Annotated in this window: 26 protein-coding genes; 19 read left to right on the top strand and 7 right to left on the bottom strand. The window is 37.4% G+C overall.

The features are described 5' to 3' along the window. Nucleotides 1–23 precede the first annotated feature (23 nt). Nucleotides 24–476 (top strand): hypothetical protein, encoded by a 453-nt coding sequence (locus QFZ28_RS19965; RefSeq protein WP_307196265.1) that lies wholly within the window; start codon nt 24–26, stop codon nt 474–476. Between the two features lie 594 nt (nt 477–1,070). Here the strand turns inward: QFZ28_RS19965 and QFZ28_RS19960 are convergent. Then, nucleotides 1,071–1,460: a hypothetical protein gene (locus QFZ28_RS19960; RefSeq protein ID WP_307196264.1), complete on the bottom strand. Its 390-nt coding sequence runs from the start codon at nt 1,458–1,460 to the stop codon at nt 1,071–1,073. A 217-nt stretch (nt 1,461–1,677) separates the two neighbouring features. Next, nucleotides 1,678–2,685, bottom strand: coding sequence for a rod-share determining protein MreBH (gene mreBH / locus QFZ28_RS19955; protein WP_307196263.1), 1,008 nt, complete (start codon nt 2,683–2,685; stop codon nt 1,678–1,680). Between the two features lie 316 nt (nt 2,686–3,001). On the opposite strand from mreBH, the gene miaA reads away from it, so the two are divergent. The 3 genes from miaA (at nt 3,002) to spoVK (ending at nt 5,406) form a co-directional block, all read left to right on the top strand. Next, nucleotides 3,002–3,958 (top strand): tRNA (adenosine(37)-N6)-dimethylallyltransferase MiaA, encoded by a 957-nt coding sequence (gene miaA / locus QFZ28_RS19950; protein WP_307197080.1) that lies wholly within the window; start codon nt 3,002–3,004, stop codon nt 3,956–3,958. Between the two features lie 26 nt (nt 3,959–3,984). Beyond that, nucleotides 3,985–4,215 (top strand): RNA chaperone Hfq, encoded by a 231-nt coding sequence (gene hfq, locus QFZ28_RS19945; protein WP_034672853.1) that lies wholly within the window; start codon nt 3,985–3,987, stop codon nt 4,213–4,215. 240 nt (nt 4,216–4,455) lie between these two features. Then, entirely contained in the window at nt 4,456–5,406 is a 951-nt protein-coding gene (gene spoVK / locus QFZ28_RS19940) for a stage V sporulation protein K (RefSeq protein ID WP_307196262.1), read from the top strand. Between the two features lie 34 nt (nt 5,407–5,440). Here spoVK and QFZ28_RS19935 read toward each other — a convergent pair whose 3' ends face one another. After that, complete coding sequence (locus tag QFZ28_RS19935; protein ID WP_307196261.1) at nt 5,441–6,046, bottom strand: trimeric intracellular cation channel family protein; 606 nt, start codon at nt 6,044–6,046, stop codon at nt 5,441–5,443. Between the two features lie 179 nt (nt 6,047–6,225). Between QFZ28_RS19935 and hflX the strand changes: the two genes are divergently transcribed. The 4 genes from hflX (at nt 6,226) to glnA (ending at nt 10,671) form a co-directional block, all read left to right on the top strand. Next, nucleotides 6,226–7,494: a GTPase HflX gene (hflX, locus tag QFZ28_RS19930; protein WP_307196260.1), complete on the top strand. Its 1,269-nt coding sequence runs from the start codon at nt 6,226–6,228 to the stop codon at nt 7,492–7,494. A gap of 4 nt (nt 7,495–7,498) precedes the next feature. Beyond that, on the top strand, nt 7,499–8,770 hold the full coding sequence (locus QFZ28_RS19925) for a methionine gamma-lyase family protein (RefSeq protein WP_307196259.1): 1,272 nt from the start codon (nt 7,499–7,501) through the stop codon (nt 8,768–8,770). A 142-nt stretch (nt 8,771–8,912) separates the two neighbouring features. Beyond that, a complete protein-coding gene (locus tag QFZ28_RS19920) occupies nt 8,913–9,314 on the top strand; it encodes a MerR family transcriptional regulator (protein WP_307196258.1) in 402 nt (133 codons plus the stop codon). 22 nt (nt 9,315–9,336) lie between these two features. Next, nucleotides 9,337–10,671 carry a type I glutamate--ammonia ligase gene (gene glnA, locus QFZ28_RS19915; RefSeq protein WP_307196257.1) on the top strand — a complete coding sequence of 445 codons (1,335 nt, stop codon included), beginning with the start codon at nt 9,337–9,339 and terminating at the stop codon, nt 10,669–10,671. 262 nt (nt 10,672–10,933) lie between these two features. Here glnA and QFZ28_RS19910 read toward each other — a convergent pair whose 3' ends face one another. Together QFZ28_RS19910 and lexA are read right to left on the bottom strand one after the other, a co-directional pair. Then, the gene (locus QFZ28_RS19910) at nt 10,934–11,224 is read right to left on the bottom strand and encodes a DUF4257 domain-containing protein (RefSeq protein ID WP_307196256.1); all 291 of its coding nucleotides are present in this window, start codon (nt 11,222–11,224) and stop codon (nt 10,934–10,936) included. A gap of 406 nt (nt 11,225–11,630) precedes the next feature. Next, nucleotides 11,631–12,254 carry a transcriptional repressor LexA gene (lexA, locus tag QFZ28_RS19905; protein ID WP_179602115.1) on the bottom strand — a complete coding sequence of 208 codons (624 nt, stop codon included), beginning with the start codon at nt 12,252–12,254 and terminating at the stop codon, nt 11,631–11,633. A 160-nt stretch (nt 12,255–12,414) separates the two neighbouring features. On the opposite strand from lexA, the gene yneA reads away from it, so the two are divergent. From yneA to QFZ28_RS19875, 6 genes are all read left to right on the top strand, one after another. Continuing rightward, the gene (gene yneA, locus QFZ28_RS19900; protein WP_307196255.1) at nt 12,415–12,738 is read left to right on the top strand and encodes a cell division suppressor protein YneA; all 324 of its coding nucleotides are present in this window, start codon (nt 12,415–12,417) and stop codon (nt 12,736–12,738) included. Between the two features lie 9 nt (nt 12,739–12,747). Then, nucleotides 12,748–13,407, top strand: a complete 660-nt coding sequence (locus QFZ28_RS19895) for a YneB family resolvase-like protein (RefSeq protein ID WP_307196254.1) — start codon at nt 12,748–12,750, stop codon at nt 13,405–13,407. A 70-nt stretch (nt 13,408–13,477) separates the two neighbouring features. Further along, nucleotides 13,478–13,708, top strand: coding sequence for a DUF896 domain-containing protein (locus tag QFZ28_RS19890; RefSeq protein ID WP_307196253.1), 231 nt, complete (start codon nt 13,478–13,480; stop codon nt 13,706–13,708). A 182-nt stretch (nt 13,709–13,890) separates the two neighbouring features. Then, entirely contained in the window at nt 13,891–15,897 is a 2,007-nt protein-coding gene (gene tkt / locus QFZ28_RS19885; RefSeq protein WP_307196252.1) for a transketolase, read from the top strand. 215 nt (nt 15,898–16,112) lie between these two features. After that, a complete protein-coding gene (gene sirA / locus QFZ28_RS19880) occupies nt 16,113–16,553 on the top strand; it encodes a sporulation inhibitor of replication protein SirA (protein WP_307196251.1) in 441 nt (146 codons plus the stop codon). Nucleotides 16,554–16,630: 77 nt separating this feature from the next. Then, on the top strand, nt 16,631–16,852 hold the full coding sequence (locus tag QFZ28_RS19875) for a YneF family protein (RefSeq protein WP_063254381.1): 222 nt from the start codon (nt 16,631–16,633) through the stop codon (nt 16,850–16,852). A 493-nt stretch (nt 16,853–17,345) separates the two neighbouring features. Here QFZ28_RS19875 and QFZ28_RS19870 read toward each other — a convergent pair whose 3' ends face one another. Beyond that, nucleotides 17,346–17,651, bottom strand: a complete 306-nt coding sequence (locus QFZ28_RS19870) for a hypothetical protein (protein ID WP_307196250.1) — start codon at nt 17,649–17,651, stop codon at nt 17,346–17,348. Nucleotides 17,652–18,437: 786 nt separating this feature from the next. On the opposite strand from QFZ28_RS19870, the gene QFZ28_RS19865 reads away from it, so the two are divergent. The 3 genes from QFZ28_RS19865 to QFZ28_RS19855 all read left to right on the top strand — a co-directional run bounded on the left by QFZ28_RS19865 (nt 18,438) and on the right by QFZ28_RS19855 (nt 22,616). After that, nucleotides 18,438–18,905, top strand: a complete 468-nt coding sequence (locus QFZ28_RS19865) for a hypothetical protein (RefSeq protein ID WP_307196249.1) — start codon at nt 18,438–18,440, stop codon at nt 18,903–18,905. Nucleotides 18,906–19,069: 164 nt separating this feature from the next. Further along, nucleotides 19,070–20,821, top strand: a complete 1,752-nt coding sequence (locus QFZ28_RS19860; RefSeq protein ID WP_307196248.1) for an ABC transporter transmembrane domain-containing protein — start codon at nt 19,070–19,072, stop codon at nt 20,819–20,821. Then, entirely contained in the window at nt 20,808–22,616 is a 1,809-nt protein-coding gene (locus QFZ28_RS19855) for an ABC transporter ATP-binding protein (protein WP_307196247.1), read from the top strand. The genes QFZ28_RS19860 and QFZ28_RS19855 overlap by 14 nt, the downstream gene beginning before the upstream one ends. Before the next feature lie 36 nt (nt 22,617–22,652). On the opposite strand, the gene QFZ28_RS19850 is transcribed toward QFZ28_RS19855, so the two are convergent. Continuing rightward, entirely contained in the window at nt 22,653–22,832 is a 180-nt protein-coding gene (locus tag QFZ28_RS19850) for an aspartyl-phosphate phosphatase Spo0E family protein (protein ID WP_307196246.1), read from the bottom strand. A 280-nt stretch (nt 22,833–23,112) separates the two neighbouring features. Between QFZ28_RS19850 and QFZ28_RS19845 the strand changes: the two genes are divergently transcribed. Together QFZ28_RS19845 and QFZ28_RS19840 are read left to right on the top strand one after the other, a co-directional pair. After that, on the top strand, nt 23,113–23,820 hold the full coding sequence (locus QFZ28_RS19845; protein WP_307196245.1) for a cytochrome c biogenesis CcdA family protein: 708 nt from the start codon (nt 23,113–23,115) through the stop codon (nt 23,818–23,820). A gap of 63 nt (nt 23,821–23,883) precedes the next feature. Continuing rightward, nucleotides 23,884–24,357, top strand: a complete 474-nt coding sequence (locus tag QFZ28_RS19840) for a CcdC family protein (RefSeq protein WP_307196244.1) — start codon at nt 23,884–23,886, stop codon at nt 24,355–24,357. Nucleotides 24,358–24,363 lie beyond the last annotated feature (6 nt).

Here is a 24,363-nt window from a genome sequence, read left to right as displayed (position 1 = left end):
GAGAGATAAAAGGAGGTGGCCGAATGTTTGTTTTTGGCATCTTAAGTACTTTTTTACCTATCATCATCGTTATTTTTGTAATCGTTTATGCTGTGAAAAACAAAGAAATGGGGGGAGAAGCAGTGATACGTCATCTTTATACGTATTTAGTCTTGTTTGCAACACTTATGATGGTAATTGGGGGAGGTATCTCGATTTTTATGGCCGCGGCAGATTTAGTCAGTCCGCCTGGTTATTATCAAAACTATGAAGATTTTAAGCACGGTTACCCTGATGGCAAAGTTCCAACGGAGGATAGCCAAAAGTTATCAGAAGATGAAATTCGAGAAAGATATGATCAAATGGTAAAAGATGAAAAGAATCGTGCTAGAGAAAATGCGAAAAACCAACTTATTAAAAGCTTAGGTTTTATCGTCATCCCACTTCCGATTTTCCTATATTTCAATAATATGAGAAAAAGGCAAAGTGATATCTAGGCCCGAAATAATAAAAAGATTTTACAGAATCTTGTCCTTAATCGAGTAACCAGCAAAAGTAAAATAAGTGGAGGTTTTCCGGTTAAATGCAAAATGAAGCTCGTTTCGGGGTAAATAAGCGGAGGTTTTCCGCTTAATCAATGCAAAATCCCCCATTTTCGAATTTTCCGAGCAAATAGGCGGAATCTCTCCGTCTATTTGAGCCTTTTTCTATACTAATTACTAAATAACCGGAATTTCTCCGCTTATTTATCAACTCAGGTGCTTAACCTGATTCCTCAACCGGTAAGTGTGGACCCTATTGAACCTAGAGGCGGAAATCAGCCGCTTTTTATAAACAAACCAGCTCATAAAGATCCATAAAAATGGTACTCAAAACGGCAATGCAAATGATGAAAGTTTCAAAGAAAAAGACGTATTCCAATTCATACGTCAATTCTTGTGTCTTTTAATAAGTAGCACCCGAAAACGGAACCCTTTAATTTTACCGGTGATCATCATTTTTTATTAAGGATATTCAATTTGATTTTTCTTTCCTCCGTGGTTCAACAATTAAGAAATGATACAAATAATTAAAAATTGCAACTATAACACTTAGAAGGAAAAGTTGCTTGCGGCTCTTCTTACGATTTTATAAACGCGTAGTTTTTCTGCTACGGTGGTTAATGGGCAAGCAAATAAGTAATCGGCCATAATATTGGTCAACAGATAGACCCAGAATCTCTTGTATGTCAATTTAAAAATCCAGAAGTTCAGGATTGTAAAGGGTCCAAATACAAATGATACATCTGTTGCTAAATTCGGAAAAATAGGATTTTTAACTTTCCACCATTTAAATGCCCGAGATAACTCACTGATTAAGGCGATAACCAAGTTACTAAAGGTAATAGTAGGCAGGTACCGAAAGAATGAAGATTTACCAAGCTTTATTACAGATAACCAAGGCATAATTAGCAACATATACATTTTCCATTTTTCCTTCATTGTAAAACCCCCTGATTTGGAACCGTTGCTGATTTCACTACTTAAGTAATTATTAGTATTTTTAGTAGTAATATCCTTTCCTTTTTCCTGCGATTTAATTTAATTTTGCAATCGCTAACTAACAATATAAGTACCGCTCCCATACAAAAAGCACCGCTAAAAAATGCGGTGCACTAAGTCATACATATTTATATCTAACCACTAACAAACTCTTTTTCTATTTCACTGCAGCAGGAAGTTTATGCATGTATTTAAGGGCTTGACCGGTTCCCATTGCGACTGATTCTAGTGGAGCAGGGGCAAGCTGAACTGGAACAAAGATCTCCTTGCTCAGCCACTCTTCCATACCTTTCATTAACGCACCACCGCCTGTAAGGATCACACCACGATCGACGATGTCACCACTTAGTTCAGCAGGACAATCCTCAAGAGTGGCTCGAATCGCTTCTAATATATGAGATAACGATTCTTTCAGAGCATTGCGAATTTCGTAGGATGATAGTGTTACCGTTTTAGGTAATCCTGTTACAAGATCTCGTCCGCGTACTTCCATTGTAAGTTCTTCATGATCAACTAACGCATAACCAATTTCTATTTTCACATTTTCAGCTGTTCTGTCGCCTATCAATACGTTATACTCTTTTCGGACATGTTGAATGATTTCTTCATCTAGGCGGTCGCCGCCAATTTTAATAGAATGACAGGAAACAACACCACCGAATGATATTATTGCTACCTCTGTATTCCCCCCGCCAATATCGACAACCACATTGGCTACCGGCTCATCTACAGGCATACCAGCACCGATAGCAGCTGCAACTGGTTCTTCAATTAACTGGATTTTTTTTGCGCCGGCATTTCTCACGGCGTCGTGAATCGCTCGTCTTTCAACACTTGTTGAACCAGAAGGTGTACAAATCACCACATTTGGCTTACGAACGGCAAAGCCGATTGATTTAGAAGCTTTACGCATAATATGCTTTAGAAGTTCTGTTGTAAGGTCATAATCGGCAATGACGCCTTCTTTTAATGGGCGGATCGCAATAATTTTCTCTGGCGTTTTTCCAATCATTTCTTTTGCTTCTCTACCAAAAGCAACCACTTTTTTCGTTTCTGTATCAATCGCAACCACCGAGGGTTCATTTACAGCGATTCCTTTATTTTTACTATAAACTAATATATTTGCTGTTCCTAAATCAATTCCAATCTCAAAGTTTGAAAACATTTCATTTCACCCGATTTCCTATTTTTCGACAGCTAACCGTTTTGGCCAGCCATTTTTCTACACAATATGCTACGATTAAGCCTACCATGAATTTGGGGGTAAAAAGCTGTTTGTAAATGAATCGTTATAGGAATGTAATGATGTAAAGGAAATATATTTATTGAGACGAAATTGGAATAAATAAATCCTGTGTAAAAACATGCATAGAAAAGATATTTTTTGATTATACTTATTTGATGTTCAACTGCTTTTAAAGTTTTATGTTAGGATGTAAGTGTGACATCACGGAAATTAAGAAAAGGGCAGTGTGAAGATTTTGGATTCAAAACAGAAATTATTAGTCATTATTGGTCCAACTGCAGTTGGAAAAACAAAGTTAAGCATTGAACTAGCTAAACGGTATAATGGCGAAATTATCAGCGGCGATTCCATGCAGATTTATCGTGGTATGGATATCGGAACTGCGAAAATAAAACGTGAGGAAATGGAAGGCATTCCTCATCATTTAATTGATATTAAAGAGCCGGATGAGAGTTTTTCTGTTGCGGAATTTCAGCAGCTTGTGCGGGCAAAAATATCAGAGATTACTTCCCAAGGTAAACTTCCTATCATCGTTGGCGGGACTGGTTTATATATTCAAGCAGTTATATATGATTATCAGTTCTCAGAGGCACCTGCGGATGAGGAGTTTCGATTACAGCTAGAAGAGAGAGCAAAGGAAATTGGAAATGAAGCTCTCCATCTGGAGTTAATGAAGGTAGATCCTGAAAGTGCAAGCCAAATTCATCCGAATAATGTTAGAAGGGTGATAAGGGCACTTGAAATTTTTCATTGTACTGGTAAGATTATGAGTGACTATCAAAATAATCAGCAGCCTGACCTTCTTTATGAAACTGCACTGATTGGTTTAACAATGGAAAGGGAAAAGCTTTATGAACGGATTAATATGCGTGTCGATATGATGATCTCAGAAGGTCTGCTTGATGAAGTCAGCAGGATACACAAGCAGGGGCTCAGAGATTGTCAATCCATTCAGGCTATTGGCTACAAGGAGATTTATGATTATTTGGATGGGAAGGTTAGTCTGGATACTGCCATTGAAAATTTAAAACAAAATTCTAGAAGATATGCCAAAAGACAGCTAACCTGGTTTCGGAATAAAATGGAAGTACAATGGTTCGACATGACAAATGTCTTAAATTTGTCAAAAAAAATAACCGAAATTTCACATTACGTTGAAGGAAAGCTGCAAGTAAAATCGAATACATATTAGTAGAGATAAAAGAGGAGGATATACAAATGAAAACCACCATTAACATTCAGGACCAATTTTTAAACCAGTGCCGTAAGGATAATACCCATGTAACGGTATTCTTATTAAACGGATTCCAATTACGAGGCCAAATTAAAGGCTTTGATAATTTTACTGTTCTTTTTGAATCGGAAGGAAAGCAGCAACTGGTTTACAAGCATGCCATTTCAACCTTTGCGCCGCAAAGAAATGTTCAGCTTGACCTGGATGCACAATAAGCTTTATTTATGATCTCGAGCCCATGAAATCCATGGGTTCTTTTTTATTTTTAATAATGAATTGTTACTAAGATGAATACACATAAATGAAGGAGTATTGCTTGGAAAGCGCATAGAAATATCAGAGTGAACTTTATTAGCAATTTCCTCTCGTTATTTGTCAAAATGAGCATATATTTTTTCAAGTCAACGATAAAAGCTGCCTAACGTATACTGTTTGCAGAATGAGAGGTGAAGGCTTTGGATCAACCGATTCGCATGAAAAGTAATGGACAAATAACAGTATCCCTTAACTCGCAAAAGAGGAAATCCTTGACGAAAGAGCTGCCTGTTCCTCAAGTTGTTCCAAAGGTTATTCCCCCGGAACACTCGGCATTAAAGGAAATTGAAGACGAGCTCGGGGCATTAGTCGGTATGGAAGAAATGAAACGAATGATAAAGGAAATTTATGCTTGGATTTTTGTAAATAAGAAACGTGAAGAACTTGGACTGAAGGCTAGAAAACAAGCTCTTCATATGATGTTTAAAGGGAATCCGGGAACAGGCAAAACAACGGTTGCACGTTTAATTGGCAAGCTCTTTTTAAAAATGAATGTTCTGTCTAAAGGACATTTAATTGAGGCAGAACGCGCAGACCTTGTGGGGGAATATATTGGACATACCGCACAGAAAACAAGAGATTTAATCAAGAAAGCCCAAGGCGGAATACTGTTCATTGATGAGGCCTATTCATTGGGACGCGGCGGTGAGAAGGATTTCGGAAAAGAAGCCATTGACACACTTGTGAAGCATATGGAGGATAAACAGCATGAATTTATTCTGATTTTGGCTGGATATTCCCGTGAGATGGACTATTTCTTAACCTTAAACCCAGGGCTGCATTCCCGCTTTCCACTCGTCATCGACTTTCCGAATTACACGATTGAGCAATTGATGGAAATTGCAAGCCGCATGCTCGATGAGAGAGAATATTCTTTAAGCCATGAGGCAGAAAAAAAGCTAAAGGACCATTTAATTTGGGTCAAAGCTGTACTCAGTCCAAATAGTTTTTCGAATGGCCGGTATGTTCGTAACATTATTGAAAAATCTATTCGTGCACAGGCGATGCGGCTTTTACTGCAAAATAGCTTTGACAAACATGAATTAATGACACTGAGAAGTAATGATTTAATCTTTGAAGAAGATTCATAAGCAAAAAAAATCGGCGGAAAATATCCGTCGATTTTTAATGTACACTAAGTCTTCTAGATGGCAATTTCCAATCAAATGTATAGGAAAGGACCCTTAAGGCTGTTATTAATATAAAAAGCGTGTACAACTCCCATGGACTTGAGGCAATTTTTAATCCAATGATGAGACCTGCGAGAATCGCCCATACTGCATATATTTCCGCTCTTAAAACAATTGGCTTCCTTCCGGCAAGTAAATCGCGAATAATCCCTCCGCCAATTCCAGTTAAGACGGCTGCCACAATGACCGCACTTATCGGGTGATTCATGTTGGCTGCGTAAATAGCACCTTGAATGGCGAAAGCGGATAAGCCAATCGCATCGAAAAAGTTACCCCATTTTTGCCAATGACGCAGCAGATTATTTGGAAATAGAAACACAGCTGTAATCGATAATAAAGCTATTTGGAAAAATAACCCTTGTTCCCATATTGCAGAAACTGGGACCCCAATTAATAGATTTCGAATGGCCCCACCACCGAATGCTGTCACAATCCCTAAAATATATACCCCTAAAATATCATACTCTTCTTCCATTGCTATAATTGCCCCACTTACAGCAAAAGCAATGGTTCCGATGATACTTAACACATCCCATGTCATTTTGTCTGTTTCCCCTCGATGTAAAATACTATAATCTTCTAATTTTCTGTAAACAATATGATTTTAACACGGAAGTAAAAATAATCAATAAAAATATGAAAAAATCCGCTTGAAATTAGGGGTTTGCCCTTAATTTTGGTATGATGAAAAAAGGAAATTTACGAAAATGAGGTGTTGGTATGGAACAAGAAGTAAGCTTGGAAAAAGCAATCTTAGTTGGCTGCCAAACGCAAAGCTTGGACGATAGTCGTTTCGAATATTCAATGGAAGAGCTTGCTTCCTTAACAGAGACCGCTAAAGGTGAAGTGCTGATGACTGTTTCTCAAAAACGCGAGCGTATTCACCCTGCGCTATACATAGGTAAAGGGAAAGTGGAAGAACTAAAAGCACTTGTCGATGAAGTTGAGGCTGATTTGGTGATTTTTAACGATGAATTATCACCCAGCCAAAAACGAAATCTTTCTTCGGAATTAAATGCCCGTATTATCGACCGGACTCAGCTTATATTAGATATATTCGCACAAAGAGCACGTTCAAAAGAAGGTAAGCTGCAGGTGGAATTGGCACAGCTTCAATATCTATTGCCGCGCCTTGCCGGGCAGGGGACAGCATTATCTAGACTCGGTGCTGGTATTGGAACAAGAGGACCGGGGGAAACCAAGCTAGAATCTGACCGCCGTCATATCCGAAGAAGGATCGATGATATTAAGAGTCAACTCTCCGTTATTGTTCAACACCGTGATCGTTACCGGGAAAGAAGGAAGAAAAACAAGACATTCCAAATTGCCATTGTTGGCTATACAAATGCAGGTAAATCTACACTGTTTAACCGCCTTTCTGAGGCCGATTCGTATGAAGAAAATCAATTATTTGCGACATTGGATCCCATGACACGGAAGCTTGTTTTACCAAGCGGTTATCATACCTTAATTACAGATACGGTTGGATTTATACAAGACCTGCCAACAGCGCTGATAGCTGCGTTCCGTTCGACTCTAGAAGAGGTGAAGGAAGCTGACCTTCTTTTGCATGTAGTCGATATGGCCAATGCGGATTATTTCCAGCATGAAAAAACAGTCAATAAGCTGCTTGAAGACCTAGATGTGAAAGACATTCCACAAATTACTGTCTATAATAAAAGGGATATTAAACATCCTGACTTTGTACCAACAACGAACACCCCTCTTATTTTCATCAGCGCTTATGATAAAGAGGACCGAAATGAACTAAAAAGGAAAATCGAAAAAGTCATAATTGAAATGATGGATCAATATCAAGTAAGTATACCTTCAACCGAAGGGAAGCTGCTCGCGCAATTAAAGAATGATACAATCATAAGAGAACTTGTGTTTGATGAAGAAAAAGAGCTTTATCAATGCCGAGGATTTGCTCTTCCTGATCACCAAGTTTCTGGACAATTAGAGAAATATAAAACGAGAATGGAGTAACAGCATGTTTCAACAGTTAAAAAATGGGGAAAAGCTTCAACAAATTGTAAGGGTCGTAGAACAACAAATTTCAGACGTACATAAGGGAATTGACGAAAGAATTGAGTCGAATCAGTTTCGAGTTTTGAGAAGTTACCAAAAGCATAGGGTCAGTGATTCACATTTTATCCCTTCCACGGGATATGGTTACGACGATATCGGAAGAGATACATTGGAGCTGATCTATGCAGATGTTTTTGGTGCTGAGGCAGGTCTAGTCCGTCCCCAGATTATCTCAGGAACACATGCGATTTCGATATCTCTATTTGGGATTCTGAGACCTGGAGATGAACTTCTTTATATTACCGGTAAACCGTACGATACCCTTGAAGAAATTGTCGGCATCCGTGGTAATGGTGTCGGCTCATTAAAAGAATTTGGAATTTCTTATGATAGTGCTGTACTAACTGAAGAGGGGACAATCGATTGGAATGTGGTTGCCTCAAAAATCAAAAGTAATACAAAAATGATTGGCATACAGCGTTCAAAAGGTTATGCAACCCGCCCATCTTTTACGATCGATGAAATCAAAGAAATGATTTCATTTGTAAAAGAGATCAAAGAAGATGTAGTGGTTTTTGTAGATAACTGTTACGGAGAATTCGTTGAAGAACTAGAACCTTGTCATGTCGGGGCTGATTTAATGGCGGGTTCACTGATTAAAAATCCAGGTGGAGGAATCGCCAAAACAGGCGGTTATATTGTTGGCAAAAAACAATTTGTTGAAGCCTGTTCCTATCGCATGACCTCTCCGGGTATCGGCGCTGAGGCAGGTGCTTCGCTCTACAGCCTGCAGGAAATGTATCAAGGTTTCTTTTTAGCACCGCATGTAGTCGGACAAGCATTGAAGGGAGCCGTTTTTACAGCAGCTCTACTAGAAAAGTTAGGAATGAATTCATCACCTAAGTGGAATGAAAATAGAACCGATTTAATTCAATCCGTACAATTTGATGATAAAGATAAAATGATTGCTTTTTGTCAGGCGATCCAATTTGCTTCACCAATTAATTCCCATGTAACGGCCTATCCAGCATATATGCCTGGTTACGAGGATGATGTAATTATGGCCGCTGGTACCTTTATTCAAGGGGCAAGTATAGAACTGACTGCGGATGGGCCAATCAGACCGCCATATGTAGCTTATGTACAAGGCGGCTTAACCTACTCGCATGTAAAAATGGCCGTTTGTATCGCAGTCGATTCTTTAATCGAAAAGAAATTAATTGAATTAAACTAAGTTGAATGACAAAGGATAACAAAAGTAGTTGTCCCTTGTCTTTTATAAAAACATTGTTAGAAAACCTAACATATGATTGACATCTTTTCTAACACGAAATATAATAACATTATAAATCACCAAGTGGAGAGGAGAAATTTACGTGAGTGGAAAAGAAATACGCCGCTCAATGCCACTATTCCCAATCGGAACCGTTATGCAGCTAACAGAATTGACTGCTAGACAAATCCGATACTATGAAGAGCACGAATTGATTTCTCCAGCAAGGACAGATGGGAATAGAAGACTCTTTAGCTTAAGCGATATTGATAGACTATTAGAAATTAAAGATTTAATTGATCAAGGAGTGAATATGGCTGGTATCAAACAGCTGTTATTGATCAAAGATCAACAGGAAAATGTTATCCACCAGCAGGCTGAAAAAGCCAAGCAGGAGTTAACAGACGAACAGTTAAGGAATTTACTCCGCCAAGAATTGCAGCAGGCTGGAAGATTCAATCGTTCATCATTGAGGCAAGGGGACATGTCAAGATTTTTTCACTAATTAAATTTTGGAGGTAATAAGGATGGCAAAGTTTACTAGAGAAGATATTAAGCGGTTGGCAGCAGAGGACAATGTAAAATTTATTCGTTTACAGTTCACTGATATTCTAGGAACAATCAAAAACGTTGAGATTCCAGTTAGCCAATTAGAAAAGGCTTTGGATAATAAAATGATGTTTGATGGATCTTCTATCGAAGGTTTCGTACGTATTGAAGAATCTGATATGTATTTATATCCAGATTTGAATACATGGGTGGTATTCCCTTGGACAGCTGAAAAAGGAAAAGTTGCTCGTTTAATTTGCGATATCTATACTGCAGAAGGAAAACCATTTGAGGGTGATCCACGTAATAATTTACGAAAAGTATTAAAAGAAATGGAAGAGCTTGGATTTACAGACTTTAACTTAGGACCTGAGCCAGAATTCTTCTTATTTAAATTAGATGAAAAAGGTGAGCCAACACTAGAATTGAATGACCAAGGCGGTTATTTCGATTTTGCTCCAACCGATTTAGGAGAAAACTGCCGTCGTGATATCGTACTAGAACTTGAAGAAATGGGCTTTGAAATTGAAGCTTCTCACCACGAGGTAGCGCCAGGTCAACATGAAATTGACTTTAAATATGCAGACGCGTTAACAGCATGTGACCAAATTCAAACATTCAAATTAGTAGTAAAAACAATTGCTCGTAAGCATGGTTTGCATGCAACGTTCATGCCAAAACCATTATATGGAGTAAACGGTTCTGGAATGCACATGAATCTTTCATTATTTACAAATGGCAAAAATGCATTCTACGAGCCAACTGGTGATTTAGAAATGAGTGATACAGCTCGTCAATTCATCGCTGGTATCTTAAAGCACGCTCCAAGCTTTACAGCGGTAACGAACCCAACTGTAAACTCTTATAAGCGTTTAGTTCCTGGCTATGAAGCACCATGCTATGTTGCTTGGTCTGCTAGAAACCGTTCACCACTAATTCGTATTCCTGCTTCTCGCGGATTAAGCACTCGTGTAGAAGTAAGAAGCGTAGACCCAGCTGCAAACCCATACCTAGCAATGGCTGTTCTATTAAAAGCTGGTTTAGACGGAATCAAGAACAAATTAACTCCTCCAGCTCCAGTAGACCGTAACATCTATGTTATGAGCAAAGAAGAAAGAGTCGAAGAAGGAATCATCGATCTTCCTGCAACTCTAGCTCAAGCATTAGACCTATTAAAGTCTGATGAAGTTATCGTATCTGGTTTAGGAGAGCACATCTTCGAACACTTTATCGAAGCAAAAGAAATCGAATGGGATATGTTCCGTACCGTTGTACACCAGTGGGAACGTGAGCAATATATGAGCATGTACTAAAATTAAGTAACCCAGTATGGAGTTAAGTCCATACTGGGTTATTTTTCGTTAATATAGGTTGAGTGTACCTTGACCATAGTGTGTTTTCATGATAGAGCGTTCATGATGAACGAAATCATAGGAAAAACGGAAAAGTGGTAATCATAGAGTGTTCATGATGACTGTATCCGCGGGGAAGCTAGAAAAAGAGGTGGGAAAAGAAAGTTTTCAGCAAAATTTGAAAGACCCAGGATGGAAATCGACCATTCTGGGTTATTTCTGTTTAGGATTCTTTTTCACTATTTTCATTAAGTGCTCTAAATCGAGAGAGTATGATATCGCCACTAATCCCGGCAAGAGCCGATAAAAAAATGGTCTCAACCATAGAATTCGGAGTTGTATAAATCAGGATGAGGAGAGCTGCGACAGCACCAAGAAGCATTTCTTCTAAAAAACCTAAATAGATAAACCTTTTTGTTTTCCTGGGCATAATTATCTTTCCATGCTTTCTAACATGCCCTACAATCCCTACAGTTCCACCAATAACCATTGAGAAAATAATGTCCTTCAACACTTTTTCCACTCTCCTTAAGCCTAGTATTTTTTGGACCTAAGGTTAAATCATGGTGTAATACTATTATACAAATAGTGGAAAATAGATAGAATGAGTAAATATACACATTTTTGTATAAAGTGAAAAGGATCCTGCAATGGATGGGTGAAATATCTGAATGGGGCACTAATTCGGACAATGAAGCGTGAAATCGAGGAGGTGTTGTCTGAATGGGTATGGATTTAGACAACAATTAGTGAAATAGTGGCGAACTTGTCTCAATGGAGCACTGATTCGACAACGATTGATGAAATCGTGGGAAGCCTTGTCTGAATGGATCATAGATTCGGACACATGAGTTTTACTTCGAGATTAATAAAAAGGAGTACAATTCGGATTTCGAATTGTACCCTTTATTGTGTAAAAATTAGTGAATATGTCGATAAACCCCAATTACTTTTCCAAGGATAGAAACGTTTCTTAAAATAATTGGATCCATAGTTGAGTTTTCAGGCTGTAGGCGAATGTAATCTTTTTCTTTAAAAAATCTCTTACAAGTGGCTTCATCTTCCTCTGTCATCGCAACGACGATATCACCATTGTTCGCAGTTGGCTGCTGTCTTACGATTACGTAATCTCCATCGAGAATGCCTGCTTCTATCATACTCTCACCCATGATTTCTAGCATAAATACTTGCTCGTCTGCAGGTGCTAGACTTTCGGGAAGTGGAAAAAACTCTTCAACGTTTTCGATGGCAGTAATAGGAAGACCCGCAGTTACTTTACCCACAATTGGTACATTGACAACATTATTTCTTGGGATATTAACGGTTTCATCCACCTCTAGTATTTCAATTGCTCTCGGTTTAGTAGGATCTCGTCTAATGAGTCCTTTGCTTTCTAATCGTGCTAAATGACCGTGTACGGTAGAACTAGAGGCAAGTCCTACTGCTTCACCAATTTCTCGAACGGATGGTGGATAACCCTTTTTCTTTACTTCCCCTTTTATAAATTCAAGGATATCCTGCTGTCGCTTAGATATTTTTGTCATTATAGATACACCTCGCCCTATGTAATATTTACCTTTATTATAGCATGTTCGCATATTTTATACAAACATAAGTTCGAATTATTATTGACAACAAACAAATGTTCGAACTATAATAAATACATAAACGAAACGAACATACATTCTGGATAGGGGTTATAGTATGAAAAAAATTTGGGACAGATACTCTTATGCTATTTTATTAATCATCTTGAGCTGCGCTGTAGCTTTTATGTTATCAATACGTTTTAACGCAGATGTGGAAGAAAAGTTCTTAACCATTACTGTTTCGGAAGGAGATTCACTTTGGAAAATCTCTAACCAATATGCGGACCAGCATTCTTACTCTAATGATGAGTTTGTCAGCTGGGTTAAGCAGCATAATGAAATCAATGGAGATAGAATTTATCCTGGAGAAGAAATCACTATCCCTGTAAACTATGAAGTTGGGTCTATGACTGAATATGCTAGCGCTGCTGGAGAATAAGGTCAGATGGTGAATGCTATCATTTACTGCCGGGTCAGTACAAACAAAGAAACCCAGGAAACTTCTTTAAGGCGTCAGGAAGAGGAGCTAACGCAACTTGCTAGTCAATATCATTTTAATATAGTAGCCATTATCAGAGAACAGGCAAGTGGTTATGACTTGGAAAGAGACGGGATTCTGGAGTTATTAGATCTTTTGAAAGAAAAAAATATACAAGCTGTGTTAATTCAAGATGAAACAAGACTCGGAAGAGGGAATGCGAAGATTGCACTCCTACATTGCATATTAAAAGAAAATGTGAAACTTTATAGTATTTCTCATAATGGTCAACTTCAGTTATCTGAAAGTGATTCTATGGTATTGAAAATTGTTGGTATGGTCGAAGAATATCAGCGTAAGTTACATAATATTAAAATCAAACGGGGCATGAAACGAGCCGTGGCTCAGGGTTATAAGCCTGAAAAAAATCTAAAAAATCTCAATTCCAATTCCGGGCGGGAAAAAATAGAGGTACCGGTTGAGGAGATTGTCCGTCTTAGAAAAAATAAATTAACCTTTTCAGAGATTGCTGCTACTTTAAGAGGGTTTGGATATAATATTTCAAAAGCAACCGTACACAGACGGTATCAGGAATTTCAACAAGAATTGTTCGAGACAGAAGAAGAGTAGACCATTTGCCTTGTCAGATGGTCTATTTTTTAGTAAAATCAGTCTTTAAGTAATGAAAGGAGGGTCCTAAATGCTCTCAAAAGAAAAAATGGCAAGAATCAATGAATTAGCTAGAAAAGCTAAAGCAACTGGACTTACAGAAGCAGAAGCAAAGGAACAATCAAAATTAAGAGGCGAGTATTTGACTACTTTCCGCAGTTCTATGCTGGATACATTAACAAATACAAAAATCATTGATTCTGAAGGAAATGACGTAACACCAGAAAAAATAAAACAAAGAAAAAAATATAATCTTCATTAACCCCATAGGAAAACATTTTGTTTTCCTTTTTTACATATTGCGCAGCAACCTGTGTCAAAATATAATGTAGTGAAATAATTTGTTTAGTAGTCAAATTAATTGTTGAATTATAGTGAAGAGAGCTATAATATTAAAGTTGTTATTATTTTTTTAATCCTAGAGAATCAGGAGTGATGTAAATAATGTTTGATACTATTGATGCTTTGTCGGTAACATCCATTCGTACGTTATCAATTGATATGATTGAAAAGGCAAATTCAGGACATCCTGGAATGCCAATGGGTGCTGCACCAATGACCTACGCTTTATGGACTCGTTTTATGAACCACAATCCAAAAAATCCAGAATGGTTTAACCGTGATCGTTTTGTATTATCAGCAGGACATGGCTCTGCTTTATTATACAGCATGCTTCATTTATCAGGTTATAATCTATCAATGGATGATTTAAAGCAATTCCGTCAATGGGGAAGTAAGACTCCTGGACATCCAGAGTACCGTCATACTGAAGGAGTAGAGGCTACTACTGGTCCACTTGGACAAGGTATTGCAATGGCTGTTGGTATGGCAATGGCAGAACGCCATACAGCTAGTGTCTACAATAAGGAAAATTATGAACTTGTAAACCATTATACATACAGTGTTTGTGGTGATGGAGATTTAATGGAAGGTGTATCTGCAGAAGCTGCTTCACTTGCTGGACACTTAAAATTAGGTCGTTTAGTGGTATTATACGATTCAAATGATATTTCACTTGATGGAGATTTAGATAAATCCTTCTCAGAAAGTGTTAAGGACCGTTTCTTATCATACGGCTGGCAATACCTTCGAGTTGAAGATGGAAACAATCTTGAAGAGATTTCTAAAGCCCTTGAAGAAGCTAGAAATGATCTTGACCGTCCTACAATGATTGAAGTTAGAACGGTTATCGGATATGGTTCACCAAACCGTGCAGGAACTTCTGGTGTCCATGGTTCTCCGCTTGGAGCTGACGAATTAAAGCTTACAAAAGAAGCTTATAAATGGACTTTTGAAGAAGACTTCCATGTTCCACAGGAAGTATATGATAACTTCCAAAACCTTATCGTTGAAAACGGTACTAAAAAGGAAAAAGAATGGAATGACCTTTTTGCACAATACAAAAAGGAATATCCTGAATTAGCAAATCAATTAGAAAAAGCATTGAAAAACGAATTACCTGAAGGCTGGGATAAGGATATTCCGGTTTACAGCGAAGGTAAAGCTCTAGCTAGCCGTGCGTCATCAGGTGAAGCTCTTAACGGTATTGCGAAAAATCTACCAATCTTTATCGGGGGATCTGCTGACCTTGCTGGTTCCAATAAAACAATGATTAAGGGTACAGGAGATTTTGCACCAGGCAGCTATGAAGGCCGTAATATTTGGTTCGGTGTTCGTGAATTTGCAATGGGCGCAGCAATGAACGGAATCGCTTTACATGGCGGAGTGAAGATTTTTGGAGGAACATTCTTTGTATTCTCTGATTACCTTCGTCCAGCAATCCGTTTGGCTGCGTTAATGGGCTTACCAGTAACGTATGTTTTCACTCATGACAGTATTGCTGTTGGTGAAGATGGACCTACTCATGAGCCTGTTGAACAGCTTGCAGCATTACGTGCAATGCCAGGTCTTTCTATTATTCGTCCAGCAGATGGGAACGAAACTGCGGCAGCATGGAAGCTAGCAGTGGAATCTACAAACAAACCTACTGCTTTAGTGTTAACACGTCAAGACCTGCCAACATTAAAAGGAACAGATCAAAACGCATACGAAGGCGTTTCAAAAGGCGCTTATGTCGTTTCCCCTTCTGAAAGAGAGACTCCAGATGCATTATTACTAGCAACTGGTTCCGAAGTAAGCTTAGCAGTTGAAGCGCAGGCTGCTTTAGCTGGTGAAGGTATTCATGTTTCTGTTGTAAGTATGCCATCATGGGATCGCTTTGAACAGCAATCACAGGAATACAAAAACTCAGTTCTTCCTAAGAACGTGAAAAAGCGTCTTGGAATTGAAGTTGGTTCTTCATTCGGCTGGCACAAATACACAGGTGATGAAGGTGACGTCCTAGCAATCGATACATTCGGGGCTTCTGCACCTGGAGAAAAGATTATGGAAGAATACGGATTCAGCGTTAGCAATGTAGTAGCACGCGTGAAAGCACTTCTTCAAAAATAATAATGATTATCTAAGAGAACGGTCAATAGCCGTTCTCTTTTTTATGGTGCATGGGAATGTCTTACATTCCAATTACTAGTAGAATATAATAAATTTTGTAAGAAACTAATGAATTCGACAATAATAGTGATATTTTTTGCCGGTAAAAGACAAATGTTTTGACAACGCGTATTTTATAATTGATAGAAAGGGTATTCAACGAAGGAGAGATCGTGGTGAGACATTATCAGCTTTATTTAATAGAAGATGAATTTGCCGCCCATTACTTCGGAAGAGAGCGTATGTTTTTTCAGCTTTTTCAGGAACATGACAAAGCAGAAGGTGAACTTAAATTTATTACAAATAAACAAATAACGTATATAACAAAGTCGATAGAAGTTTTAAAAATCCATAACTTAATTCAGAAACAACTTGGAAAAAAGAAGGGTTTTCGTGCTGAACATGGTACATACTCAATTGAGTTAAGTGGAAAACTAAGTACAGCGAAACTGAAGGTCTACCAGGATTTAATCACGATTGAGGCATCAGGCAGCTATGAGGCAGAAACTATATTTTTTGAAGTGCTGAGAAAATGTGAATCTTCCTTTATGGCATTAGATCTTGATCATCAGAGATTTGGATGGTTAAAGCCTATTAAAGAGAGAAAATATGTCTAATCTTTTAAAAGAGAATATTGTATATTCCTGTTTAATTTAGTACACTGTATGTTAGACAACATGAAGGAGGAAGTTTAATGGGTACAGGTCTATGGATTCTAGTTGTTATACTAGCATTAGTAGCTGGTGTAGCTCTAGGATTTTTCATTGCTCGCAGATACATGATGAGCTATTTAAAGAAAAATCCGCCAATCAATGAGCAAATGTTAAAAATGATGATGATGCAAATGGGTATGAAGCCTTCTCAAAAGAAGATCAACCAAATGATGGCTGCTATGAACAAACAACAAGGCAAATAAACCCTTATATATCAAGGGCTCATCGCTTGGTTAGAAGTAATTATCTTATTGAAGAGGATATTAAGACTTAATCCTTCCTCGAAAAAATAATGAAGATTACTTAATCCTTCAAAATTACACCTACAAACCACTTTTGCTGTTGAATGATAAACCATTTAACGGGGAGGGTGGTTTTTTGCTGTCTTTAATGATGTTTTAGAAGAGTACCTATAATCGTAAAAGGGTTTACTCCTAAAACAATGTAGTTTTAAAAGAAATCCTCGAATTATGTCAGTCAATTGTAAATCTAAAAATGAACTAAATTCTGATGTTCATATCGAATTAGTTGGGACAATCATTTCACTAATCCAAAAAATATGCGAGTAAACAGAAATGTAAAATACATCATTTAAATCAGAAATCAATCCAATTTTTCAAAAAAATAAAATTGGAACGAAACCAAAATTATCAGATAAAAAGGAGGCAAAAAGAAGCCCTTATGAGCTCCTAGTATTTAATCTATTTCAATTTTCTTAACCTTTAAGAAGTTTTTTACCCCAGTCTCAACAGTGCCTAAATTTTTATCAATATAACTAAAAGGATCAGATGATTCAATATGTCCTTCAATCTGTTGTTCAATCATGTCACATAGCATTCCTGATACTCGACATAAATGGTCGATTGTATTAAGTAATTGAAGTTCTGTAAGTCCTGCATTAGTTCTAGTTAGATAATGAGTGACTTGTTCAAAGATATGGTTAAGTCTGTGGTCTAAATCCCTCATGTCATCAAGTGAAAATTTATCATTTAAGTTAGCCATATTAACTGATACCCCCAATTTTTGAATATTTACAAATTAATTTTATTCGATAGGAAGGGGTTAAAGAATACAATGGTATGTTTCTTAACAAGGAATTAACAACAACTCAATAAATGAGGTGATTTGGGTTTCCGATAAAACAAGAGTTTTAAAAGATGAACCGAAGGGAAGTGGATCAAAAATAGAAAAGGATTACGTGGTGTTTTCACAACGCATGGCAGGATATTTAATGATAAATGCGTTGCAGATTAAAAAAGATCAAGAATGACTTAAACACACCAACTAAATTTGTTTACTTTTTTCCGAATACGGACTATGTAAAGAATTTTGTTGAGCAGAACCAAAACATAAATAAAGCAAATAAACGGAGGGATAAAAAATGAGGAATGATTTCAAAATTCAAATACCACAATCTATTGTGCGAAGTAACAAAATACTACATAAAACTACCTATATGACTCTCTGTGGGATTCTAGAAGGGTCAATTGTACTGGTGCGATGAGAAAAAAATTATCAATTTCATATTATGGTAATGAATAACACCAGGAATGGTGTATGCTGGATGATATTAATATCATGGAGAATAGGCAGCAGGATAATAAGAATGAATAAGGTAAATATTAGATGAAACTGAAACCACTTAATCATAGGATTACGTGGTTTTTTCATCTATCGATTATTTTTTAGAAAAAAGAAATTATATTAAAAAAATATATTGAAAAGCAGGAAAAATAGGTACATAATAGTTACGCTTAGAGCAACAACATAGATAAAGGGGCATTTTATATGAAAAAAGTTTTATCACTTATTTTAATATTACTGCTCGCTTTAACAGCTTGCGGAACGCAAGAAAAAGAAGAGACAGCTTCACCTGAAGAAAAGAAAACAGAAGAGGGTACCAATGCTGCTAAAGAAAATACAAATACAAGAGAGTTAACAGCTGAAGATGAAAAGTTCAGCAAGTTAATAGTAGAAAAAAATTATGATGCAGTAATCACAGAGACAGTTTCTTTAAAGAGTGAATCGCAAAAAGACTTCTATTATATAGCATCAGCAATTATTAAAAATAATGAAAATCAAACAAAGACGTATAATCCGGCTGATTTGACTGCGATGAAAACTGATTATCAGGTGATTGTTAATTATATAAACAGAGTGAAGTTTGTACCTGATGAAATCAAAGTTGAAGTTGAAGGATTAAAAAAATCTGCAGAAGAAAAAGTAGCAGAAGCAGATAAACAATTAACAAAATAATCATGGACTAGCACTCATTACGATGAGTGCTTTTTTATAAATGGAAATAAGTGTCTAAATCTTTATTATTTTACCAATATTTGATAAAATATACCTTCGGGTGGGGTGGAATGATTTTTTTAAAATAATAAAAGTAAGGTCAATTATTTTTCGGGGGAACCATTATGAGAGTATTTTTAGATCTAGGCTGGTTTTTTAAGCAGGAGAAAAAAGCATACATATCAGGAACATTTATATTACTATTTGTCGCGCTGCTTCAACTCGTACCGCCAAAAGTAATCGGTGTGATTGCAGACCACATTAATGAAGGTACGTTAACCAAAGGTTTGCTTCTTGAGTGGACGCTCATTTTAGTAGCTGCCGGACTGGGAATGTATGTCTTGAGGTATTTTTGGCGAATCATGATTTTTGGTTCAGCAGTTAAACTTAGCAAACAGTTACGAAATCGCTTATATCAGCACTTTACCAATATGTCACCATCGTTTTATCAGAAACGCAGAATTGGCGATTTAATGGCACATGCCACCAACGACTTACAGGCTATTCAACAAACAGCAGGTGCCGGAGTCCTAACGTTAGTGGATTCTCTCTCAACAGGTGGATTCGTTATCCTGGCCATGGCATTTACGATCAGCTGGAAATTAACGTTGATTTGTTTAATACCGATGCCTTTAATGGCAGTGCTTACAAATTGGTTCGGTACCATGCTCCATCGTACATTTCACAAGGCGCAAGAAGCATTCTCTGACTTAAATGATAAAACACAGGAAAGTATTTCAGGAATTAAAGTTATTAAAACATTTGGTCAGGAAAATGAAGATATTGAGGATTTCCGAAAGCAGTCAGAAGACGTGGTGCAAAAAAACATCGTTGTCGCAAAAATAGATTCTTTGTATGATCCAACGATTTCCATCATCGTGGGAATTTCGTTTTTCTTAGCGATTACCTTTGGTTCCAAATATGTGTTGGCAGGAGAATTATCAATTGGTGAGTTAATTGCTTTTACGACCTATTTAGGACTTTTAATCTGGCCGATGTTGGCATTCGGCTGGTTGTTTAACATCGTTGAACGCGGTCGTGCTTCTTATGACCGTGTAGCAGCATTGCTTCGTGAAAAGTCAGACATAAGAGACACAAGTGGTGCTTTAGAGGTTGTGCCTAGCGGCGGTATTCAATATAACATTGAGAAGTTTACTTTCCCTGGTGAAAAAGAACCAATGTTGAAGGACATCTCCTTCACGCTTAATAGAGGAGAAACACTTGGGATTGTAGGGAAAACAGGTGCTGGTAAAACAACACTGTTGAAGCTTCTCATTCGTGAATTTGAAGATTATGAAGGGGAAATTATCTTCGGAGGTCATACCCTTCAAGAATATAAGCTAGAAAAACTGCGTGAAGCCATTGGCTATGTACCACAGGACCATTTCTTATTCTCAGCAAGTGTAGGTGAAAATATCGCGTTTACGAACCCGCAAGCACCTAAAGAAGAAATCTATGATGCTGCAAAGCTTGCCAATATTCATGAAGATATTCTTCAATTTACCGAAGGCTATCAAACCGTTGTGGGTGAAAGGGGAGTTTCACTATCAGGCGGCCAGAAACAAAGAATTTCGATTGCACGTGCACTGCTGATGAATCCAGAAGTACTAGTACTAGATGATTCACTATCAGCCGTGGATGCAAAAACGGAGGAAGCGATTCTTTCCTCATTAAGGAAAAATCGTGAAGGCAAAACAACCATTATTACTTCTCATCGTTTAAGTGCCATCCAACACGCCAATTTAATCTTAGTTCTTGATAATGGCGGGGTCATTGAAAGAGGAACGCATGAAGAACTGATGGCAAGCGATGGATGGTATAAGGAAATCTATTTACGTCAGCAGCTAGAGGAGTTGGTAGAGCATGGAGGACATTAAAATAGATGAAACAGCACAGCTGACTGAAAAAGAACAAAAAAGGGTTTTATATCGCCTGCTATCCTATACGAAACCGCATAAAAAGGAATTGATTCTAGCATTCAGTCTTCTCGTGTTAACAACAATAGGAGAGTTAGCCTCTCCGATACTTGTTAAAATCTTTATTGATGATTATCTAACATCAGGAAATTTAGTGTTTCAGCCTTTGTTAATTCTTGGGGTAAGCTATCTTGGAATACAAATTGTAAAATCAGTATTGTTGTTTTTTCAATTAGTGAAATTTCAGGAGATTGCTTTAAAAATTATTCAACAGCTGCGGGTTGATATCTTTTCAAAGGTTCAGTCACTTGGTCTAAAATATTTTGATCAAACACCGGCTGGTAGTATCGTTTCTAGGATTACGAACGATACCGAAGCCATTAAAGATATGTTTGTTACCGTACTATCAACCTTCATCCAAAGCGGATTTTTACTAACAGGTATTTTCATTACCATGTTTATTTTGGATGTAAAATTAGCGCTCTTCTGTCTGATTTTTATTCCATTAATTCTACTTGTCATGAGTTTATACCGTAAATTTAGTTCCCGTTTTTATTTGGATATGCGTGAAAGACTCAGCCAGCTAAATGCCAAGCTAAGTGAATCTCTGCAGGGAATGAGTATTATACAGGTGTTCCGTCAGGAAAAGAGACTTCGTAAAGAGTTCGAAGACATTAATGAAAAGCACTATAACGCAGGTATGAAAAATATTAAGATTGACGGATTACTGCTCCGGCCAGCCGTTGACTTGATTTTCATTTTAGGACTAATCATCGTCTTAAATTATTTTGGTATTACTTCATTGGATAGTCCAGTTGAAATCGGTGTGTTATATGCGTTTGTCAATTACCTAGAGCGGTTTTTTGAGCCAGTCAATAATATGATGATGAGATTATCTTTGTATCAGCAGGCGATTGTGGCTGGGGCACGTGTTTTTAGAATCTTGGATAAACAAGAATTGGCACCAGCACAAAGTGAAAAAAATGCTCTATCGATTGAAGAGGGAAGAATTGAATTTAAGAATTTAACCTTTTCTTACGATGGACAGCGAGATGTATTAAAAAATATATCCTTTACGGCTAACCCTGGGGAAACCGTGGCACTCGTCGGGCATACGGGCAGCGGAAAAAGTTCGATTATTAATCTATTAATGAGATTTTATGAATATGAAAATGGCGATATCTTAATAGATGGTAAATCCATTCGCAATTTTTCTAAGGATGAATTACGCGATAAAATGGGGCTTGTTCTCCAAGATCCGTTTTTATTTTACGGAACCGTAAGAGACAATATTACGCTTCATAATCATCATTTAACGGATAAACAAGTGGAGGAAGCGGCTAAATTTGTTCAGGCACATACGTTTATCGAAAAGCTGGAAGATACCTATAATCATAAAGTGGTGGAAAGAGGATCTACTTTATCGAGTGGACAGCGGCAATTAATTGCCTTTGCAAGGACGATTGCAGCCAATCCAAAGATACTTGTCCTCGATGAAGCAACTGCAAATATTGATACCGAAACAGAAGAAGCGATTCAAACTGCGCTTGCAAAAATGAGGAAAGGGCGGACGACGATCGCGATTGCCCACCGGTTATCGACAATCCAGGATGCGAACTTAATTCTCGTCTTACACCAAGGAGAAATTGTAGAAAGAGGGACGCATCAAGAGTTGTTAGCACTTGGCGGGCTTTACCATAAAATGTTCTTATTGCAAAACGGAGCTGTCGAACGATTAGAGGATATTATGCATTAAATAGAAAAAATCCTGGCATTTTGCCAGGATTTTTCACTACAGACTCGCCACTCGGCGGGTTTTCTTTATATACTTTCGATTATATTCATTTAAAAGGTGGTCTAATTCTTGGCTGTAGCGAATAGCAATGGAGGAAGTAAGGCCGTTGGTGACCGCGACTTGAATTAATTCAGCACGCTTTTTTTCAATAAGTGCAATTAGGTCTTGTTTGATCATAGCCGTGGTCCTTTCCGGAGAAACTCCAATAATAGATAACAAAACATTGGCAGGAAATTCTCTACCAATGTTTTACTAGTATAACCTAAGATGGGAATAAAAACAAAGATATTTGTAAAATAATATCCATCTAATTTAAGTATTTAATAGATTTATGGTAATTTTTTTGAATGGAATTCTAATAATTTGCCGGCGACACAAAATATTCATGTTAACCATTATCATTTAAGGGTAAGTTTTGTTAAAATGAATGAGTATCGACTATATTGGGAGTGTTAATATGACTGACGTAAATATATTTTTGGCCTTTGGTGCTGGATTTTTAAGTTTTATCTCACCATGCTGTTTACCGCTCTACCCTGCATTTCTTTCTTATATTACAGGGATGTCAGTAGGGGAGTTAAAAACTGAAAATGCCATGCTTCAAAAACGGAGTCTTTTACATACAATCTTTTTCCTTTTAGGATTTTCGGCTATTTTCATTGCAATTGGTTTTGGAACCTCCTTTGTAGGAAGCTTTTTCCTCGAGTACAAAGATCTCATTCGTCAGCTTGGCGGGATATTTATTGTACTGTTTGGATTAATCATTGTGGGAGTATTTAAACCGGAGTTTTTGATGAAGGATCGTAAATTAGAATTTAAAAATCGACCTTCTGGTTTTTTTGGTTCAGCGCTTATCGGAATGGCCTTTGCTGCCGGCTGGACTCCATGTACAGGTCCAATTCTTTCGGCAGTTATTGCCTTAGCTGCAACAAATCCTGGGTCAGGCGTACTATACATGACTGCGTATTCTCTAGGGTTTGCGATACCGTTTTTAATCTTATCTTTCTTCGTCGGTCGGATGAAATGGATTCGCAAAAACAGTGGAAAGATTATGAAATTCGGTGGTTACATCATGATTGTAATGGGTATTGTGCTCTTTTTTGACTGGATGACAAAAATCATTGCAATATTCTCAGGATTGTTTGGCGGTTTTACAGGTTTCTAAAGACATGAATCATATATTAAAATATGATATAGCTTGATTTTAAGAAAATAGGGGATGGAACCTATGAACTTCGTTGTTGTTTCTTCAATCGGTGCGGTATTTATGGGGATATTTGCTTTATTTGTCCGTATGAAGGCTGCAAAGAAACCTACAAATGCGTTGAAAATTATCCTGCCTCCTGTCTTTATGTCGAGCGGGGCATTAATGTATGTGGTACCACAATTTCGTTTAACTGGTATGGAAATCACAGAGGTTGTCATTTTAGGAATGCTTTTTTCGATTCTGTTAATCAAAACATCTAAATTCGAAATTCGCGAGAATGAAATTTACTTAAAAAGATCAAAGGCTTTTATTTACATTTTAGTTGGATTGTTAATTGTGAGATTAGCGTTAAAATCTATCTTGAGTACAACCATTGATTTTGGAGAACTCAGCGGCATGTTCTTCCTGTTGGCATTTAGTATGATTGTACCATGGCGGGTTGCGATGTATCTCGATTACAAAAAGCTATATAGACAGCTTCATGGTCAACACTGACATCGC

It is taken from the genome of Neobacillus niacini (genome assembly GCF_030817695.1).
In the GTDB taxonomy this organism is placed as follows: Bacteria; Bacillota; Bacilli; order Bacillales; family Cytobacillaceae; genus Neobacillus; species Neobacillus niacini_F.
This window is presented reverse-complemented; position numbering and strand designations above follow the sequence as displayed.